17 protein-coding genes are annotated in these 19,300 nt (G+C 67.1%); 12 read left to right on the top strand and 5 right to left on the bottom strand.

Annotated elements, in window-relative coordinates:
- Positions 1-133: 133 nt before the first annotated feature.
- The 6 genes from LGM71_RS20840 (at position 134) to LGM71_RS20815 (ending at position 4,711) form a co-directional block, all read left to right on the top strand.
- Positions 134-1,057, top strand: coding sequence for a branched-chain amino acid transaminase (locus tag LGM71_RS20840; protein WP_226116228.1), 924 nt, complete (start codon positions 134-136; stop codon positions 1,055-1,057).
- 50 nt (positions 1,058-1,107) lie between these two features.
- Positions 1,108-1,302 carry a zinc-finger domain-containing protein gene (locus LGM71_RS20835; RefSeq protein ID WP_006749970.1) on the top strand — a complete coding sequence of 65 codons (195 nt, stop codon included), beginning with the start codon at positions 1,108-1,110 and terminating at the stop codon, positions 1,300-1,302.
- 140 nt (positions 1,303-1,442) lie between these two features.
- Positions 1,443-2,480, top strand: a complete 1,038-nt coding sequence (waaF, locus tag LGM71_RS20830; RefSeq protein WP_059607930.1) for a lipopolysaccharide heptosyltransferase II — start codon at positions 1,443-1,445, stop codon at positions 2,478-2,480.
- A 115-nt stretch (positions 2,481-2,595) separates the two neighbouring features.
- Complete coding sequence (locus LGM71_RS20825; RefSeq protein ID WP_006749968.1) at positions 2,596-3,042, top strand: nuclear transport factor 2 family protein; 447 nt, start codon at positions 2,596-2,598, stop codon at positions 3,040-3,042.
- A 33-nt stretch (positions 3,043-3,075) separates the two neighbouring features.
- The gene (locus LGM71_RS20820; protein WP_059607929.1) at positions 3,076-4,113 is read left to right on the top strand and encodes a hydrolase; all 1,038 of its coding nucleotides are present in this window, start codon (positions 3,076-3,078) and stop codon (positions 4,111-4,113) included.
- Positions 4,106-4,711, top strand: coding sequence for a DUF2946 family protein (locus LGM71_RS20815; RefSeq protein ID WP_226116227.1), 606 nt, complete (start codon positions 4,106-4,108; stop codon positions 4,709-4,711). The genes LGM71_RS20820 and LGM71_RS20815 overlap by 8 nt, the downstream gene beginning before the upstream one ends.
- Before the next feature lie 31 nt (positions 4,712-4,742).
- On the opposite strand, the gene LGM71_RS20810 is transcribed toward LGM71_RS20815, so the two are convergent.
- Positions 4,743-6,437, bottom strand: coding sequence for a M48 family metalloprotease (locus tag LGM71_RS20810; RefSeq protein ID WP_226116226.1), 1,695 nt, complete (start codon positions 6,435-6,437; stop codon positions 4,743-4,745).
- A gap of 241 nt (positions 6,438-6,678) precedes the next feature.
- Between LGM71_RS20810 and moaC the strand changes: the two genes are divergently transcribed.
- From moaC to LGM71_RS20780, 6 genes are all read left to right on the top strand, one after another.
- Positions 6,679-7,167, top strand: coding sequence for a cyclic pyranopterin monophosphate synthase MoaC (gene moaC / locus LGM71_RS20805; protein WP_011657821.1), 489 nt, complete (start codon positions 6,679-6,681; stop codon positions 7,165-7,167).
- Positions 7,168-7,282: 115 nt separating this feature from the next.
- Positions 7,283-9,970 (top strand): type VI secretion system Vgr family protein, encoded by a 2,688-nt coding sequence (locus LGM71_RS20800; protein WP_226116218.1) that lies wholly within the window; start codon positions 7,283-7,285, stop codon positions 9,968-9,970.
- Entirely contained in the window at positions 9,963-10,868 is a 906-nt protein-coding gene (locus LGM71_RS20795) for a hypothetical protein (RefSeq protein ID WP_226116217.1), read from the top strand. Before LGM71_RS20800 ends, LGM71_RS20795 begins: the two co-directional genes overlap by 8 nt.
- Positions 10,869-10,944: 76 nt before the next feature.
- Positions 10,945-12,105 (top strand): WD40/YVTN/BNR-like repeat-containing protein, encoded by a 1,161-nt coding sequence (locus tag LGM71_RS20790; RefSeq protein ID WP_105832517.1) that lies wholly within the window; start codon positions 10,945-10,947, stop codon positions 12,103-12,105.
- Between the two features lie 273 nt (positions 12,106-12,378).
- Positions 12,379-13,548: a WD40/YVTN/BNR-like repeat-containing protein gene (locus LGM71_RS20785; protein WP_413226900.1), complete on the top strand. Its 1,170-nt coding sequence runs from the start codon at positions 12,379-12,381 to the stop codon at positions 13,546-13,548.
- A gap of 208 nt (positions 13,549-13,756) precedes the next feature.
- Entirely contained in the window at positions 13,757-14,977 is a 1,221-nt protein-coding gene (locus tag LGM71_RS20780; RefSeq protein ID WP_226116215.1) for a hypothetical protein, read from the top strand.
- 75 nt (positions 14,978-15,052) lie between these two features.
- On the opposite strand, the gene LGM71_RS20775 is transcribed toward LGM71_RS20780, so the two are convergent.
- From LGM71_RS20775 to LGM71_RS20760, 4 genes are all read right to left on the bottom strand, one after another.
- Complete coding sequence (locus LGM71_RS20775) at positions 15,053-15,403, bottom strand: TonB family protein (RefSeq protein ID WP_226116214.1); 351 nt, start codon at positions 15,401-15,403, stop codon at positions 15,053-15,055.
- Between the two features lie 415 nt (positions 15,404-15,818).
- Positions 15,819-17,597: a PglL family O-oligosaccharyltransferase gene (locus LGM71_RS20770; RefSeq protein WP_226116213.1), complete on the bottom strand. Its 1,779-nt coding sequence runs from the start codon at positions 17,595-17,597 to the stop codon at positions 15,819-15,821.
- A gap of 156 nt (positions 17,598-17,753) precedes the next feature.
- Entirely contained in the window at positions 17,754-18,350 is a 597-nt protein-coding gene (locus tag LGM71_RS20765) for a pilin (protein WP_059607921.1), read from the bottom strand.
- A gap of 97 nt (positions 18,351-18,447) precedes the next feature.
- On the bottom strand, positions 18,448-19,149 hold the full coding sequence (locus LGM71_RS20760) for a TerC family protein (RefSeq protein WP_124621384.1): 702 nt from the start codon (positions 19,147-19,149) through the stop codon (positions 18,448-18,450).
- Between the last annotated feature and the right edge of the window lie 151 nt (positions 19,150-19,300).

Genomic DNA, 19,300 nt, shown 5'->3' with positions numbered 1-19,300 from the left:
ATCGGTACCGGGCGATTATAGCGCCGGCCCTGTGCCGACCGACCGGATCGCCTTCAAATGACGCTAAAATAAGCGTCTTTCCGGCTCAATGCTGCACACAACCCGCTGTACAACCGCTTCCCAGGAGAATCCTATGTCAATGGCCGACCGCGACGGCAAGATCTGGATGGACGGCAAGCTGATCGACTGGCGCGACGCCAAGATCCACGTCCTGACCCATACGCTGCACTACGGCATGGGCGTCTTCGAGGGCGTGCGTGCGTACAAGACGGCCGACGGCAGCACCGCGATCTTCCGTCTGCGCGAGCACACCAAACGTCTGCTGAATTCGGCGAAGATCTTCCAGATGGACGTGCCGTTCGACCGCGAAACGCTCGAAGCCGCGCAGCTCGAAGTCGTGCGCGAGAACAAGCTCGAGTCGTGCTACCTGCGCCCGATCATCTGGGTCGGCTCGGAAAAGCTCGGCGTGTCGGCGAAGGGCAACACGATCCACGTCGCGATCGCCGCATGGCCGTGGGGCGCATATCTCGGCGAGGACGGCCTCGCGAAGGGTATCCGCGTGAAGACGTCGTCGTTCACGCGCCACCACGTGAACGTGTCCATGGTGCGCGCGAAGGCGTCGGGCTGGTACGTGAACTCGATCCTCGCGAACCAGGAAGCGACCGCCGACGGCTACGACGAAGCGCTGCTGCTCGACGTCGACGGCTACGTGTCGGAAGGCTCCGGCGAGAACTTCTTCCTCGTGAACAACGGCAGGCTGTACACGCCCGACCTGTCGTCGTGCCTCGATGGCATCACGCGCGACACGATCATCACGCTCGCGAAGGACGCCGGCATCGAGGTGATCGAGAAGCGCATCACGCGCGACGAGGTCTACACGGCCGACGAAGCGTTCTTCACGGGCACGGCCGCCGAAGTCACGCCGATCCGCGAGCTCGACAACCGCACGATCGGCAGCGGCGCCCGCGGCCCGGTCACGGAAAAGCTCCAGTCGGCATTTTTCGATATCGTGTCGGGCAAGAACGCGAAGTACGCGCACTGGCTGACGAAAGTCTGAGCGCGCCGCGCCACCGACCGCCCCACAAAAGAGTGATAAGAGAAAGTCTCATGAGTGAAATCAAGGAAATGCCGCTGGTCGAACTGACGGCCAAGGATCTCCCCGCCTACTGCCCGAACCCGGCCATGGCGCGCTGGAGTGCGCACCCGCGCGTCTTCATCGACGTGTCGCACGGCGAGGCACGCTGCCCGTACTGCGGCACGCGCTACAAGCTGCGCGACGGCGAGGTGGTCAAGGGCCACTGAGTCCCGGCCGGCCGGGCCCGCGGGCCCGCCGCACACGAGGCGGCGCAGCCGGAACCCGGTGCGCCGCCCTTTTCCTGTTCTGACAACCCGAACGCGGCGCATGCGCGCCGTGCTTCATTACGACATCGGAAGTCGACCTGATGCGTCGAGCGCTGGTTATCGCACCGAATTGGATCGGTGACGCATTGATGGCGCAGCCGCTTTTTGCGCTGCTGAAAAAGCTCCATCCCCGCATCGCGATCGATGCCGTCGCGCCCACCTGGGTCGCGCCCGTGCTCGAGCGGATGCCCGAGATCCACGATGTCTACGCGACCGACCTCGCGCACGGCAAGCTGCAGCTGCTGCGCCGCTGGCAGCTCGCGACCGACCTGCGTGACGTCGGCTACGACGCGGCGTACGTGCTGCCGAATTCGCTGAAGTCCGCGGTGATCCCGTGGCTCGCGAACATCCCGCTGCGGATCGGCTACACGGGCGAGCACCGCTACGGCCTGCTGAACGTGCGGCACGCGAACCCCGACAAGTCGGCCGAGCGTCCGCCGATGACGACCCACTACGCGGCGCTCGCGTATGCGCCGGGCGCGAAGCTGCCCGAGTCGATGAAGACGCTGCCCGCCCCTCGCCTCGACGCCGACCTGAACGAGACGGCGCGCGTGTCCGCACGTTTCAATCTCGATACGCGCAAGCCGCTCGTCGTGTTCTGCCCCGGCGCGGAATACGGCCCGGCCAAGCGCTGGCCGCCCGAGCACTTCGCGACGCTCGCGACGATCGTCCACCAGTCGTTCCCGTACACGCAGATCGTCGCGCTCGGCTCGCAGAAGGACGCCGCTGCCGCGCAGGCGATCGCCGACCACGCGCCGAACGTGCGTAACCTGTGCGGGCAGACGTCGCTGTCCGAGGCGTGCGCGCTGATCGCGCGCGCGAACGCGGTCGTGACCAACGATTCGGGGCTGATGCACGTCGCGGCCGCCCTGCGCCGGCCGCTCGTCGCGCTGTACGGCTCGACGGATCCGCGCCACACCCCTCCGCTGTCGGAGCTGGCGAAGGTACAATGGTTGCATCTCGAATGCAGTCCCTGCTTCGAACGCGAGTGCCCGCTCGGCCATCTGAACTGCCTGCGCGAACTCGGTCCCGAGCAGGTATTCGGCGATTTGCGCGGCATGCTCGTCGGGCAGCGCTGACCCTGACCGGCAGCGTCGCACGACGCGCCGGGCAATCCGATTCACCGGTGTACGGCGGCTCCATCCGGGCCGCCGTGCTGAATACGGCGCGCGACGCGCGCGAGAGATAACCCCGATGCCACGTTTTGCCCGCCTTTTCGAAGCCGCTGCCGATACGCTGAACGCTTACTACCAGGCCGTCGCCGATGCCAATCTCGACGCGCTGCTGGGGTTGTGGATCGACGAGGACTTCGCCAGCTGCGTCTGGGCCGACGGTGAGCATCTGCACGGCCTCGACCAGATCCGCAGCGGGCTGGCGAACCGCCTCGCGACGCGTCCCGTGACGATCGAACCGCTCGACATCCGCGTATACGACAGTCTCGGCACGGTCGTCTACACGATCGCCGAAGCGCATCAGCAGGCCGACCTGACGGCCGAACCGGACATGGTTTTCGCCACGTACGTGATGATTCACGAACGCGGCGAGTGGCGCATCGCGCATATTCACGCGAGCCCGATTCCTGAACAAGCGGCCGGACAATTCGCCGCGAAGATCCGTCACGGGCAGGGTCCGCTGCACTGACGAAGAACGAAGCAACGCATTAGCGGGGCGATCATGAGTACGGCTTCTCCGCCCACCTCGCCGCTGACCGGGGCCCCGGCCCCCGACGACGATTCATTGCGCTATCGCGCACCGCGCTGGCTGCCGAACAGCCATGCCCAAACCATCGTGCCCGCGCTGTTCGCACGGCGTCCGGCGGTCGCGTACCGACGAGAGCGATGGGAAACCCCCGACCACGACTTCATCGATCTCGACTGGGTCGCGCATCTCGACAGTGCCGCACCGCCGCCCGACGCACCGCTTTTCGTGCTGTTCCACGGCCTCGAAGGCAGTTCCGGCTCGCATTACGCGCTGGCGATGATGGCCGCCGCGCGCGCGAAGGGCTGGCACGCGGTCGTCCCGCACTTTCGCAGTTGCAGCGGCGAGCTCAACCGGCAGCCGCGCTTCTACCATCTCGCCGACAGCGCCGAGGTCGACTGGATCCTGCGCCGGCTCGCCGCGCAGCATCGCGGGCCGGTCGTCGCGGCCGGCGTGTCGCTCGGCGGCAACGTGCTGCTGCGCTGGCTCGGCGAGCACCGCAGCGACACGTCGATCGTGCATGCGGCCGCCGCGATCTCGACGCCGATCGACGTGCATGCGGGCGGCCGCGCGCTGTCGCAGGGCTTCGCGATGGTCTACACGCGCAGCTTCCTGAAGACGCTGAAGCGCAAGGCGCTCGCGAAGCTCGACCAATATCCGGGGCTGTTCGACCGCGACGCAATGCTCCGTGCCGTGACGATGCGCGACTTCGACGAAGTCGTGACCGCGCCGCTGCACGGCTTCGCCGACGCCGACGACTACTGGACCCAGGCCACGACGCGCCCGCTGCTGCCCGCGATCGACGTGCCGACGCTGATCCTCAACGCCCGCAACGATCCGTTCCTGCCCGAATCCGCGCTGCCCAGCGCCGCCGACGTGTCGCCGGCCGTCGAGCTCGACCAGCCCGCGGACGGCGGCCACGCGGGATTCATGACCGGGCCGTTCCCCGGCCGCCTCGACTGGCTGTCGGCGCGGGTGTTCGGCTATTGCTCGAAATTCGTCGACCATGGATGACATCGTCAGGCAGGCCCTCGCCAAATGGCCGAACGTGCCGCACTGCACCGGCTGGCTGCTGCTCGACCGGCGCGGCGAGTGGCGGCTGCGCGACGAGGCCGCGCAGGCCGCGGGCGAACTCGGCTCGCCGGTCCGGCATGCGGCACTGAACGCGTTCATCGGGCGCAACTACGACTGCGACCCGCACGGCCAGTGGTTCTTCCAGAACGGGCCGCAGCGCGTGTACGTCGAACTCGCATACACGCCGTGGGTCGTGCGCCTGGCCGAACGCGACGGGCAGCTCACGCTGGCCGACCAGACCGGCGCGCCGTTCGAGCCCGACGCCGCATGGCTCGACGATGCGGGCGGCGTGCTGTTCCGCTCGGCGGGCACGCCGCCGCGCATCGCGGCGCTGCACGACCACGACCTGGGCCTGTTCGCCGATCACGCGGACTTCGACGCGACGCCACCCGCGCTGCGCTGGCGCGACGGGCGCACGCTGTCGCTCGGCAATCTCGCCTGCGCCGACGTGCCGGCGACGTTCGGCTTCGTCTCGAGTCCCGCGCAGCGGGCTCGCCGCGCCGCATCGGATGGCGGCGACGGCAGCGTCGAGGGCTGACGCGCAACTCACCCTGCCCGCCTGACGGCCGTTATCCGCGGCCGTTCTTCTCGTCCTCGCGCTCTTCCTTGTAGCGCGCCTCGAATTCCAGCAGCCGCGCGCCGATGATCGACTGGTCGTAGAACGACACGTCCTTCGCGTCGCGCGCCTCCTTCAGCTGGCGAATCGCAGACGGCCACGCGCCGTCGAGCGCCAGCTTCTCCGCGAGCGCACGGCGCCGCGCGAGCACGTCGCCCTTGCCGTCGCTCGCCTTCGCGAGGTAGTCCCACCAGTCCGGCTGCTCCGGGTCCGCTTTCGCCTGCGTGCGTGCGAGCGTCTGCGCTTCGTCGAAGCGGCGCGCGGCGATCAGCGCCTGCAGGTGCGCGACGATCGCCGCGTGCGACGCCGGCCAGCGCCGCTGCGCGAGCGCCGCGAGCCGCACCGCGCCGTCGGTCCGGCCCGCGCGGCGCGCAATGTCGGCGGCGAGGACGTCGAGGCTCGGCGAACTCGTTTCGGGATCGTCCGCGCGCCGCTCGCGCGCGTCGAACGCGGCACGGGCCGACACGAGCGCCTTGTCGGCCGCGTCGTACTGGCCGAGCAGCATGTTCGCGAGCGCGATCCCGTACTCGTTCGCCGCGACGTTCGGCGCCGTGCGATCGTCGATCTCGAGCTGCATCCGGCGCGCCTCGGCCGCGATGTCGTTCGGCGCACGGTTCTGCAGAATGCGCAGCCGCGCGCGCACGAAGCCGTATTCGGCCGACTGGCGCGGCTGCCGGTACGGCGCGCGGCGCGCGCGATCCTCCATGTCGGCGATCCGTTCACCCGTCAGCGGGTGCGTGCGCGCATAGGCCGGCACGCCCGCGTCGCCCATCGACGCGCGCTCGAGCCGCTCGAAGAAGCCCGGCATCCCGTACGGGTCGTAGCCGGCGCCGGCGAGCAGCTGGAACCCGACGCGATCGGCCTCGCGCTCCGCCGACCGCGAGAAACGCAGCTGGTTGTCGACCGCGTACGCTTGCCCGCCCATCGCGATCGCGCTGCCGAGATCGCCGCTTCGCGCGAGCACGCCCGCCAGCACGCCGAGCAGCATCGTCGCGAGGGCCGTGTAGCCGGTCTTCTCGTTCGCGCCGATCATCCGCGCGATGTGCCGCTGCAGCACGTGGCCCATCTCGTGGCCGACCACCGATGCGAGTTCGGATTCCGTCTGCGTCGTGACGACCAGGCCGCTGTTGATGCCGATGAAGCCGCCCGGCATCGAGAACGCGTTGATCTGCGGATCTCGCACCGGGAACAGTTCGAAGTCCGGCATGTAGCCGCCGATGTAGCGCGCCGCCGCCGCGGCCGCGAGCCGCTTCGCGATCGCGTTCAGGTAGTCGCGCGCGAGCCAGTCGTCGAGATAGTCCGGGTCGCGCCGCACCTCGCGCATCACGCGCTCGCCGAGACGGCGTTCGGCCTGCGGCGTGAGCGACCCGCCGGAGCCGTCGCCGAGGTCGGGCAGCTCCAGGGCGCGCAGCGGTGCGCGCAGGTTCGCGACGGGCGCGGACGCGCCGTCGGCACCGGAAAACCGGCTCTCCGCGCCGCCGTAGGTGCCGAATACGCCGGTTGCGATTCCGGATGGAACCGTGGAAATCGACGGCGAGGCGCCTGCCGCCGGCTCGAGCGGCAGCGCGGACGTGCGCTGTGCATGGCCGCTCGGCGGCAGCACGAGCGCCGCCGACAGCAACACGGCAAGCAACTGTTTGACACGCATGGCAGGATGAAAGCGACGCCGTCCCGCGCGCCGGGCGCGCATCGCGGCGTTTGGTCTGAAGATCCTGGTCATTGTACCGGCGGGATCGCGACTGTTCGCTGCGGCGGATGCGCCGTCTGCACGCCCGGCGTCGTGCAGGCCGCTGCTATGATAGGCGCCCGTTGAAACGTTGCAGATGGTTGCGGCACGGTGCCCGACGCGGTGGATCGACCGGCCGCGACACAAGAGATCGGAGCAGGACATGTCAGGACTTACCCATTTCGACGCCGCCGGCCACGCGCACATGGTCGACGTCGGCGGCAAGCAGGAAACGCAACGCATCGCGATCGCGCGCGGCACGATCCGGATGCTGCCGGCGACGTTCGCGCTGATCCGCGACGGCAAGGCGAAGAAAGGCGACGTGCTCGGCGTCGCGCGCATCGCCGCGATCCAGGGTGCCAAGCGCACCGCCGACCTCATTCCGCTGTGTCATCCGCTCGCGCTGACGCGCGTGGCCGTCGACTTCGAACTCGACGACGCGCTGCCGGGCGTGCACTGCGTCGCGCAGGTCGAGACGTTCGGGCGCACCGGTGTCGAGATGGAAGCGCTGACCGCCGTGCAGGTCGGGCTGCTGACCGTCTACGACATGTGCAAGGCGGTCGACCGGGGGATGGTGATCACCGAGGTGAGCGTGAGAGAAAAGCGTGGCGGGAAGTCGGGGGACTGGAAGGCGGAGGACACCGCCGGCTGACCGCTCGGAACCCTGTCGGCCGGTAAATTCGGGATACCGCCCGTTTATCTCATACAATTACCGGATTCCGCACGGGAGAGCGTGCGACTCAGCACAAAAAAAGCGAGCACGGGTGATGAATTCGCAAATGTTAAGAAGCGCATTGCTGGCCGGACCGGTTCAGCACGAGCGCCTTGTCAAACTGGATACGCCGGTGGGCCCCGACGTGCTGCTGCCGCATCGCGTCATCGGCCGATCGCGGCTCGGGCGTCACTTCGAGTTCACGGTCGATACCGTGTCGGTGTCCGATAACCTCGAGCTCAAGAAGCTGATCGCGCAGCCGGTCACGCTGTGGATCCTGCAGGCCGACCAGTCTTATGCGCCTCACCACGGCTACGTGCATTGCGCCCGCCGGCTCGGCTCGGACAGCGGCGTCACGCACTACCAGATCGTCTTCGCTTCGTTCCTGCACTTCCTGAAGTTTCGCCGCGACCAGCGAATCTGGCAGGACCAGTCCGCGGACGACATCATTGCCGACGTGCTGAACCAGCATCCGCAGGCCAAGGGTCGCTTCACCTTCAAGCTCCACCAGCCGCTGCCGCTCCGCTCGTTCTGCATGCAGTACGAGGATGACTGGAATTTCGTGCATCGCCTGATGGAATCGGAAGGCCTGTATGGCTTCTGGGAACAGGACCAGGACGGCAAGTCGCACCGGCTCGTCGTCGTCGACCGCGTCGACGCGTTGCCCGCGCTGTCGCCGCGAACGGTGCGCTTTCATCATGCGGGCACGGGTGACGAGGCCGACACGTTCGTCCAGTTCTCCGGCACGCGCACGCTGCGAAGTGTCGCCCGCGCCACACGCACGTTCGACTACAAGCAGCCGCCGAGCGCGGCGAATCCGAAGGCGACCCATACGCCGACGATCGCCAATCAGGGTGACCTGCCGCCGCAGCTCGAGGTCTACGAATACACCGGTGCGTACACGTACCTCGAACAGTCCCGTGGTGACCATCTGTCGAAGATATGGATGGAGGAACAGGAGTCGCGCGCGAAACGCTTTCATGGCGTCGGCGGCGTGCGGCGCATGGATGCCGGGCGGACCTTCGAGCTGGCGGATCACCCCGAACACGACAAGGACGATGCCGGGCAGCGCGAATTCGCCGTGATCGAGACGGCGTGGGTCATCGTCAACAATCTGCCCGTTGCCGACGAACAGGCGGTTTTCCCGCACAGCCTGCGCGCCGAGGTCGGCAGCATCGTGCAGGCAACCGATACGGCCCAGTCGCGCGTGCGTCATCCCGACGGCAGCGAAGGCTTCTTTCAGATCCGCGTCGAAGCCCAGCGCACGACCGTACCGTTCCGCAGCCCGTTCGAGCACGCGAAGCCGCCGATGCACCTGCAATCGGCGATCGTCGTCGCACCGAAAGGCGAGGAAATCCACACCGACGCGCTCAACCGGGTCAAGGTTCGCTTCCATTGGGACCGCCTGAACGACGGCGACGAAAAGGCGTCGTGCTGGCTGCGTGCCACCGCGTCGGATTCGGGCAAGGGTTATGGGGCCGTTCACCCGCACCGCAGCGGCGAGGAGGTGCTGGTCGATTTCCTCGGCGGCGACTGCGATCGCCCGATCATCGTCGGCAAGCTGTACAACGGCGCGACGAGCCCGCAGTGGCACAGCAACGGGATCCTGTCCGGATACCGGTCCAAGGAATATGCGGGCGCCGGCTACAACCAGCTCGTGCTCGACGACGCGACCTCGCAGAACCGCGTGCACCTCTACAGCAGCCAGACCAACGCGCACTTGCATCTCGGTTACCTGATCGACCATGCGGGCAACAACCGCGGCAGCTATCTCGGCAGCGGCTTCGACCTGCGCTCGGACGCGTACGGCGCCGTACGCGCGAGCCGCGGGCTGTACGTCACGACGCACCCGAAGCAGCCGGCGAGCCAGCCGCTCGACGTTCAGGAAACGCAACAGCAGCTCGTCCGTGCAGAAGGCCTGATGGAGGCCATGTCGGAGGTCGGCGCGCAGCATCAGGCCGAACCGCTCGACCACGGCCACTCGGCGCTGAAGCAGTTCACCGACGCGACGCAGAACAGCGTGAGCGGCGGCACGTCGGGCGGCAGGACCGCGGGCGGCGGAACCGGCACGGCCAACGCGTTCAAGGAGCCGGTGATGCTGTTCGGCAGCCCGGCCGGTATCGGGATGTCCACGCAACAGTCCGTGCAGCTTGCCGCGGACCAGCACGTCAACCTCGTCAGCGGGCAAAGCACGCACGTGGCCGCCGGAAAGTCGCTGATCGCGAGCGTCCTCGACCGGATCAGCCTGTTCGCGCAGAACTCCGGGATCAAGCTATTCGCCGGCAAGGGCAAGGTCGAAGTGCAGGCGCACGCGGACAACATCGAGCTGACGGCCCAGAAGGCGCTGAAGCTGATGGCGGTAACCGAGTCGATCGAAGGCGCCGCGGCGAAGGAAATCCTGCTGACCTCCGGCGGCGCGTACATCCGCATCGCGAACGGCAACATCGAAGTGCACGCACCCGGCAAGATCGACATCAAGGGGGCGCAGCACGCGTTCAGCGGCCCCACGCACCTGTCGCAGACGATGCCGACCCTGCCGAACTCGACCGGCAACTACGATCAGGCGTTCATCGCGCACTGGGCCGGCACCGACATTCCGGTAGCGAACACGCGATACCAGATGTTCTCGAACGGCAAGCTGCTCTCGGAAGGCGTCACCAATGCGGCAGGTGAGACGGGGCTCACGCAGAGCCACGTGCCGCACGACGTCGTCGTCAAGTTTCTAGGGAAATCGAATGGCTGACGGACAACAGGACAAGGTGCTCGGCATCGGCGCGGGGATGCTGACGCCGACAGGGTACAAGGATCGGCCGAAGGTGGAGATCAACATCTGCGACAAGCATGTGACGCCGGCGGCGGATTCCATTATCGGAACGTGCCCGTACTACTACCGGCCGCTGCACGGCGAGTACTGGGAAACGGTCGAAAAAGTCAGCACGTCGAGTATCTGGGCGACCGTCAAGAAATTCGCGACGTCATGGGATCCGTGGAAAGACACGAAAGTTGCCCGTGAACTGCTGCATCGGCGGGAAAACCTGATACAAGCGGAAAGCACCGATTCCGACTGGTCCCGCCACGGCAATTTCATGATGCGTCATATCGGGTGCGGGCATAAGCCGCCGGGATATTACGTCAGCTACGGTTACTACTACTGCTCGAATTACGGCAAATACCTGCTGCCGGAATTGAGCGACAAGGGCAAAGCGTGGCTTGCGAGCGCACGCTGGTTCCTGCAGCATTATCTGGAACAGGGTTTGCAGCAGAACATGCGCGGCGACACCATTTCGATCAGGGGCAAGAAGCCGAACAGCGGCAGCTGCGTGATGAACGTGCCGCAGTACGCGCTCGAACTGGATGACGACACCTTCAAGACGTACGCGTTCAAGACCCACCCTCTCGCCTATCTCGACGGCGGTCTGGCCGGGCTCGGGCCTGTCGATATGTATTACATCCTGAAGCAACCCAACGCCCAGGAATGGGGGGATCTCAGGACATTCTCCCAGGCATTCGACAGCGGTGTCGGCGTGGGCAAACAGTACGTCGACAATACCGTGGAATATGCGAAAAAGGCCGGTGATGCCGTCAACGAACATGTCATCGACCCTGTTGCACAGGCACTCGAAAAACTGATGCCGAAATGAAATGACGAAAAAATTCCTGAAGCTGTCGCTGGCTGCGGCAGTCGTGCTCATTGTTTTGATTGTCGGGTTCTCGTATATGTCGAATGACTGGCAGGTCGTTTCCAACACTTTCATGAAGAACAGCAAGCCTTACGGCGGAGGCGACTTCGTGATATCGGGAAACGAGGCGATCACGCTGAAGATCAGCGATCCTGAAATCACGTTCAAGCCATATGCCGAATGGAAGGACAAGGAAAAAGCCGAGCCGGCCGAAGCGTGGATGAACGACAGTCGCGAAACGCTGAACCGGACGTCGGTCGAATTCTGGCGCGGCCCGGTGAACGGAGACATGACGCGCCATTTCAAGCAGGTGGGCCAGACCGCCGCCTGGTGGCACGCCAAGGACTGGACGGTCGAATTCATCAGCACCGGCTGGATGGACTACAAGTCGCCTCAGCCTGCCGACGGGCTGACGCCGCAAGTGACCAAGCTCTGGAAGTCGTCCAACGGCGGACGCGACTGGGTGCAGCTCGCGTGGCCCGAAGACCGGAACATCGGTCGCCTGCTCTTTCTGGATCCGCAGCGCGGCTATGCGATCGGTTGGGGCCCGCACGTGTGGCGCACGTCCGACGGCGGTCAGTCGTGGCGGGAAATCGAACTGCCGCCGGGTGCCGCCGACGCCGGCAAACCCCACCGCACCTTTGACGGCATCGACCTGGGCCCGGACGGTACCTTGCGCGTGGCATACCACGTCGAGAAATCCGAGCATGCTTCCGCCGGAAGCGTCGTCTATCGGCTCGGCTGGGAACAATCCGGGTTCGCCCTGGACGCCGTGTTGCCCGAACAAGTGATCGTCAGCCTGTCCTCGTCACCGACCGCGTCGGATCACTATGCGCTTTACGCGCTGTCGCGCCTCGGCGAACCGCGCAATTTCGATAATCCCGCCGACAAGGGAAAACGCGTCGGCGCCATTTCGACCTGGACGAACGGCGCACCCGAGCAGGTGCGGCAATTGCATTCGTTTGACGACACGCTGACGCTCGATAGCCTGAGCGTCGGCCGGGACGGGTTGCTTCTCGTCTACGCAACCGACGCCAGCCGCAACGGCACACCGCTCGATCTCACGTTCGTCAGCAGCGACGGGGGGAAGACCTGGAACTCGAGCAGAGAGAAGACGACTCAGGGCGGATATTTCAACGCCCAGACGAACACGCTGTATTCGCTGGTTGCCTATACGCTCAAGAAGCGGCAGTTCTGACGGTTCCGATGCGATTACCGCGGGGCCCCCGTCGCGATTCGGGCGTCGGCTCCGCGGCCTGCGGCCGATCCGAAATGGCCGGGCAATGCGGGGCCCGGCCGCACAATCGCGACGCGACGCCTGCCAGAACCGTCGGATACCGGTCCTGCCGGGTCGGTCATGTCTCGGGGTGACCGCGTATCCAATGACATGCAAAAACACACTCGCCGGATAGGATTCGTCGTGAGCCTCGCCGTCCTGGTCGTAGCGACATTGAGTTATATCCGCCCCACGATGGATCGGGAGACGATTTCGACACACTTCATGCGGGACGACACGCCATACGGCGGCGGCAGCTTCCGCATCAAGGGCAATGACGTGATGAGCGTCAAGCTCGCCAATCCCGTCGTAACGTTCAAGCCCCAGCCCGAATCGAACGAGCCGCAGCGGCCCGAGCCGACCGAAGCATGGATGAACGACACCGGCGAGTTGCTGAACCGCATGACGATCGGCTTCTTCCGCGGCACCATCGACGGCGGGATGAAACGCCATTTCCAGCAGGTCGGCCAGAATGCCGCCTGGTGGTACTCGCCAGACTGGACCGTTCAGTTCATCAGCACGTCATGGATGAACTACAAGGCTCCCGAAGCGCAAGGTGGCGACGCGCCGCAAACCACCAAGCTGTGGAAATCGAGTAATGGCGGCCAGACATGGTCGCAACTTCAATGGCCCGAAAGCCAGAACATCGGCCGCCTGCTCTTTCTCGATCCGCAGCGCGGCTACGCAGCCGGCTGGGGGCCCCGCGTATGGCGAACTTCCGACGGCGGAAACACGTGGCAAGCGATCGACGTGCCGGCCGATGCACACGTCGGCAGCGAGACGCGCCAGGATTTCAATGCAATCAGCCTCGGCCCGGACGGTGTTCTGCGGATCGCCTACCATGTCGCACAGACTGCCGAAGCACCCGCTCACAGCGTGGTCGACCGGCTCGACTGGGGGCAGCACGCATTCGTGACAGATACCGTGCTGCCAGGCCAGGTCGTCACTGCGCTCGACACCACGCCGGAATCGGGATCACGTTATTCGCTGTACGCGCTGACGCATCTCGACAAGCCGCAAAACGGCGAGGGTCGCGACAACGGCCGCCGGACGGGCGCCATTTTCACGTGGACGAACGACCATCCCGAGGCCGTGCAGCAACTGCGCACGTTCGACGAGAAGCTCACACTCGACAGCATGAGCATCGGTCGCAACGGCCTCCTGCTCGTCTATGCAACCGATCCGAACTCCGGAAGCGGTGGCACCGGCGGCGGCGCACCGATCGACCTGACGTTCAGCAGCACCGACGCCGGCAAGTCGTGGAATAAAACGACCGACAAGACCGCACAAGGCGGCTACTTCGACGCGCAGACCAACACGCTGTACTGGCTGCACGCATTCACGCTGAAGAAGCGAACCTTCTGATCGCACGCCGGGCGTATCGGAAACCGGCCACCGCTGCGGCCCGCGATCGCGACTGACGATCCCGGACCACAGCAAGGTGCCGTGCCGCACCGGCTGACAGGCGATCCCGGTCGAATCGTCCGTTCAGCGCGCCGGGCGCCGATTCCGATTCGGTCTCCGGCCGACTGCTCGCCGTGATGAACGAAGAAAAGAACGAAAAAATGTTTCGATGAAAAACTTGCTGAACCGCGTAACACTCGCGCTCTCCATCGCCTGCATTACACCGGCCACCGCCACCGCCTCCGCCGCCAGCCCCTGCCCCGCCGCCGACACCGCCGCACGCGCGGCGCTCGACGCGCAGCACCGCGTACAGCAAGTCCGGAATCCGCAAGGCGACGGCGGCGGCACGGTCGACGTCTCGCCGCCTTTGCGCGACGCGCTTCGCGCGTACAAGCAGGCGCTCGTCGGCGCGATCGACGCGCGGCTTGCGTGCAGCGACGAACACGTCGAGCCGGCTGCGCTGAAACGCACGCTTGCGGCCGCACTCGGCGTACCCGCCCAATCCACCCAATCCGCCCAGCCGAAAAACGCCGAATCGGCATTCGGTCGCAACCCGGACGTCGACGTCCAACGCGACGGCACGTCCCGCCCGCTCCTCTTCGTGCGCGCCGGCTTCGACATCCCATGCGGCGACGACAACCTGCTCACTGCCTACGCATGGGAAAACGGCGGCTGGCGGCGGGTGCTGCGCTGGCAGGCCGACGACTACAAGGACATCGGCGGCGCCTACGGCGGCGGCTTCTGGTTCGGCGCATTGCCCGGCGGCCAGGTGGCGGTCGTCCACGGCACGCCGTGGTGCTCGTCGCGCTGGAGCCGGTTCGGCGCGGACGTGGTCGCGCCGGCAAGCGGCGCGGCCGCGCAACACACGCTGTTCCATACGGCTCACGGCTACGTGCTCGACGACGACGCGATCCGCTTCAAGGTGCGCCCCGACGGCTTCGAACTGCGCATGACGGTCGGCTCGCGCGACAGCGACGTGATGACACGGCCGGGCATCTTCCGCTATCGCGTCGACGGCGACACCGTGCAACGCGTGCAGCCGGTCGCGGCCAACGGTCGCGATTTCGTCGATGAATGGCTGGGCGTGGACGATACGCTCGCGCGCGCCTGGAGCGAACCCGCGGCCGCTGCGGCGGCGCTGCAAGCGCGACAGGCGTTCATTGCGGAAAGCAAGGCGCCCGATACCGGGTTCGCCTATGGACCGGTACGCGGCTGCGCGGACAGCAAGGATCTCTTCCAGGTCGAACTGGATCTGACGGACAAGGACGGAAACACGGTTGCGCGACGCTACGCGCTGATCCGCCAGGAGCGCAACGGGTTCACGATGCTCGGGCTACGCAAGGCGGCCGAGCCGGCATGCCACGGCGCGAACCTGATGCCGCGGCACTGAACGTCGGCGGCACGGCGGCGCCTCACAGGAATCGACGGCAAGCGGCACGCGCGCCTCGGCGTGCCCGGCCGCCCATCATTGGGCGCGTCGCGGCTCGAACACGAACGGTTGCGTGAGCAGGAACGGATTCGCGGTGGCGCCCGTCTGCGCGCAGGTCGCGTGCGTCATCGCATCGACGGCCGCGCGGTCCGCCGCCGCATTGCGGCTGCTCGTCGTCATGGTGACGTTCTGCGCTTCGCCCGCGGTCGTCATCAGCGCGCGCACGAGCACGGTGACCGGACGCGTGAGCGGCTTCGCGCTATCCGGATAGACGGCGCGCGGAATGTGGCAGGTCAGCTTGCTTTCCTGCGACGACGACAGCATCGCGCAGCCGGAAACCAGCACGGCGACGGCAGGCAGGATCAGGAGGGTCGAGCGAAGGGCCATGGTCGAATATCGTTCTTCAGTACTGTTGCGGACGAACGCCGCGCCGGCGGACATCGCCCCGCGCCGCGGCCATCGGACCGGCGCGCCGTTACGGCCGCACGACCGGCGGCTGCCCGGTCGCGATCCTGCTTGTCGGGTTCCCGGAGATCCGGGGCGGCGTTCGCGGTAGCGGCCCGCAGCGGGCGGCCGCGCACGCGAACGCTTTGCCGCATTGTGCACGCGCCGCCTTGCGCGTGGCGGCGACTTGACAATGGTTGACGCGAATCACACCGGATTCGGCAGGCATCCATTCCGCGGGGGAAGCAATCGCCGCCCCCTTCGCCCCGCCATCGCCCACCCGCCTCACCGAAATGCGGCCGGCGCCGGGATTCCCCGCCCGGCGCCGCGCGGTGTCGGCACGGTGTTCAGCGTGGCGTCACTCGGAATCGTCGTCGGAGTCGTCCTCGTCCGCATCGGCCGGCACTTCCCCGTACTTCGCGACGACGGCCGCCTTGAACGCTTTCAGCTCCGGCTGCTGGTCGCACAGCTTGTACAGCAACGCCAACTGCTGCGGCCAGTCCTTCAACTCCTTCGCAAACACATGCAGGCGCGCGACTGTATCCAGGGCGTCGGCTTCGCGACCGGCCAGCGCCTGCAGCACCGCATAGCGGCGCAGCACCGTCTCGCCGGGCAGCAGCGCGATCGCGCGCTCATGCGCGACGAGCTTGAGCGGCAGGTTGTCCGGCGAAATTGCCAGCAGCGTGGCCGCCCCGTAATCGCCCCACGCGCCGAACAACAGCGACGGCGCATCGCGGTACTGTGCCGCCGGATCGCTGCCGTAATACAGCACTTCCGCGCGCTGGTAGTCGCGCAGCACGGGCACCGCCGCCAGCACGCCGCCGAACGACAGCACCGCGAACAGCCCGAACGCCGCGCGCCCCGGCAGGATGCGCAACGGCTTCACCTCGAGCAGGCCGATCACGAACATCGCCGGCAGCAGGAAGAACATGTACTGCTGCGGATATTCGACGAGCGCATGCATCAACAGGATGCCGATCAGCGCGAGGCCGAACACGCGCGAGCTCGACTGCGGCGCGCGCACCGCGCGCACGAACCACGTCACGAGCGCGACGACGAGCACGCCGAGGCCGACGAGGCCGGACTTCGCGAGCAGGTCGATGAAGATGTCGTGCGAGTTGTTCGCGATCTCGACACCGCCGAGCGTGCGCACGAGCGCGAACTGGTGCGACGGGAACTCGCCCCAGCCGACGCCGAGCACCGGATGCTCGCGGAACATCGCGAGCCCGTACTTCCACAGCGCGAGGCGCGGCGCGATCTGCCCCGCGTCGCGCATCCGGTCGGCCGCCGACTCGGCGAGCCCCAGATGGAAATGCACGTTGGCCCAGCGCACCGCAACGTTCACCGCGACGAAGGCCACCGCGAGCGCGACCGGCATCACCCATGCGCGGCGGTTGCCCGGCGCGCGGCGCGACTCGAGCCACGCCATCCAGAAGCCCGCGACGACCAGCACCGCAACCTGCAGCCACGGGCCGCGCGACACCGTCAGCGCGAGCCCGGCAGACAGCACGATCGACAGCGCGAGCCACGCCCATACCGCGAGCCGGCGCGTCTGCACCAGATACAGCGCGCCCGCGAGCGCGAACGCGATGTAGGTCGCCAGGTGGTTCGCCTGTGCCATGTTGCCGTACGGACGGCGATCGACCGCGATGTTGTACACCACGACGAACGGCGACACCGCGGATTCGAGATGGAACAACTGCACGACCTGGCTCGCGACTGCGAGCATCCCGCCGAGCAGCAGCGCGCCGGACATCATTTGCGCGGCGGCTTCGGCGAGCCCCTCGCGCGCGAGCGTGTAGCCGGCCTGCATCGCGACCAGCGCGGCGGCCAGGTAGCCGACCGCCAGCCAGTTCATCGACGGCACCTTGAGCGGCATGAGCGCGACCTGCGCGATCAGCACCGCCGCGAACCCGAGCGGCGCGACGAACGCGGCCGGCGCGGCGAACGGCTCGGCCGGGCGGCCCGTGCGTGCGAGCAGCACGACGGAGAGCCCCACCAGCAGATACAGCACCAGCGCGGCAAACTCGGAATAGAAGGTCGGGATCGGATACGTGTGATTCGTGATCGAGTACGGCACGATCAGGGCGACAGCCAGCGCAACGAGCGGCAACGAACGAGAAAAAGTAGAAGGCATGAGCGAACCGGATGTCAGCAACCGGCGCACTATACAAAACTTTCCCCCCTCTGTGCGGGCCCGTCGTGCCATCGCCCACGCACCGGGGCGGGCGCAGCCGGCCGGCCGGCGCCGCGCAGCGCACGCGGCCACGGACTTGCCGGCATGCCCCCGACACTACGCGCGGCACTCCGCGGGCGCATATTGCGCGGGCAAAGTCGCGGCCTCCGCCGGCAACGGGCCCGCGCCCGGCGCCGGAAGCGACGACGCAGACTTGCCGGCGGCAAAGCACTCCCACGCGATCGCACCCGCCTGCATCGCGCCCTTTTTCAGCGGCACGCGCGCGGTTGGCGTGTCGGCCTTGTCCGGGGCGGACGGCACCAGGACGAGCGTATTCGCGCCGGCCGCGGCGACGCGGGCGGTGAACGCCACCGTGATCTGGCCGGTGTCGCCGTCGATGGCGACGGATTCGACGTTGCGGGTAGCGGCCGGCGGGCTGTAGCCGCCGTCGAGGCCCGCGCCGCTCGCGGCGTTGTCGGCCACTGCGAGCCGTGCGGACGAAGCAAGCGCGAGCCCCTCGCCGACACGCGACCGCGCGAGGTAATCCTGGTACGCGGGAATCGCATAGGCCGCGATCACGCCGACGATCGCGAGCACGATCATCAGCTCGATCAGCGTGAAGCCGGCCGGCCGGCAGCGCGGCAACGGCCGGCTCGCGCGCCGCAGATCGGCGGCGATGCGACGGAACAGGGAAACGGAAAAGGCTTCGAACATGACTGGCTCCGGAAACGAAAAACGCCTGCCGAATCAGGCAGGCGTTTCGATCGTAGCCAGCGGGCCGCGGCCCCGGCAGTCGGCCGGACGGCCAACGTCACGCGTGCGTGGCGCTGCGGCGTCGCCGGAGCGCGTAACCGGTGGCGACGACGAACAGCGCGCCGGCGATGCTCGCGCCGTAGATCGCCGCCGGCGTATCGAGCACCGGCCAGCGGTCGCCGACCGGGTCGTGCACCATCAGCCCGCCGGCGATCCAGCCCAGCAGCCCGGCGCCTAGCGCCACGACGATCGGGAACCGATCGAGCAGCTTCAGCACCAGCGTGCTGCCCCACACGATGATCGGCACGCTGACGACGAGCCCGAAGATCACCAGCGCCAGCCGGTGCGACGGATCGGCCTGCTCGGCCGCGCCGGCGATCGCGATCACGTTGTCGAGGCTCATCACGGCGTCGGCGATCACGATCGTCTTCACCGCGTCCCACAGCCGGTCGGCCGGCTTCACGTTGTCGTGCGCGTCGGCGTCGGGCGCCATCAGCTTGACGCCGATCCACAACAGCAGCAGGCCGCCGCCGAACTTCAGGAACGGGACGTCGAGCAGCACGACCGCGAACGCGATCAGCGCGACCCGCAGCAGGATCGCGCCGGCCGTGCCCCACACGACGCCGCGCAGCCGCTGGTTGGCCGGCAGGTTGCGGCACGCGAGCGCGATCACGACCGCGTTGTCGCCGCCGAGGAGGATGTCGATGATGACGATCTGAAACACCGCACCCCAGTGGAGCGAGGTCAGGAATTCAAGCATGAGCGGTATCGGGTGCGGGGTAACGGCTGTCGGACAGACGTGCCGGGTGAACGCCGGGACATGCATCGCGCATGCCGGGGGCTTACAAATTCATTGCGAGAGCATAACAAAAAACGCCGGCAAGGCCGGCGTTTTTTGCAGGACGAACCAC

Source organism: Burkholderia sp. AU33545 (assembly GCF_020419685.1).
Taxonomy (GTDB): domain Bacteria; phylum Pseudomonadota; class Gammaproteobacteria; order Burkholderiales; family Burkholderiaceae; genus Burkholderia; species Burkholderia diffusa.
This window is presented reverse-complemented; position numbering and strand designations above follow the sequence as displayed.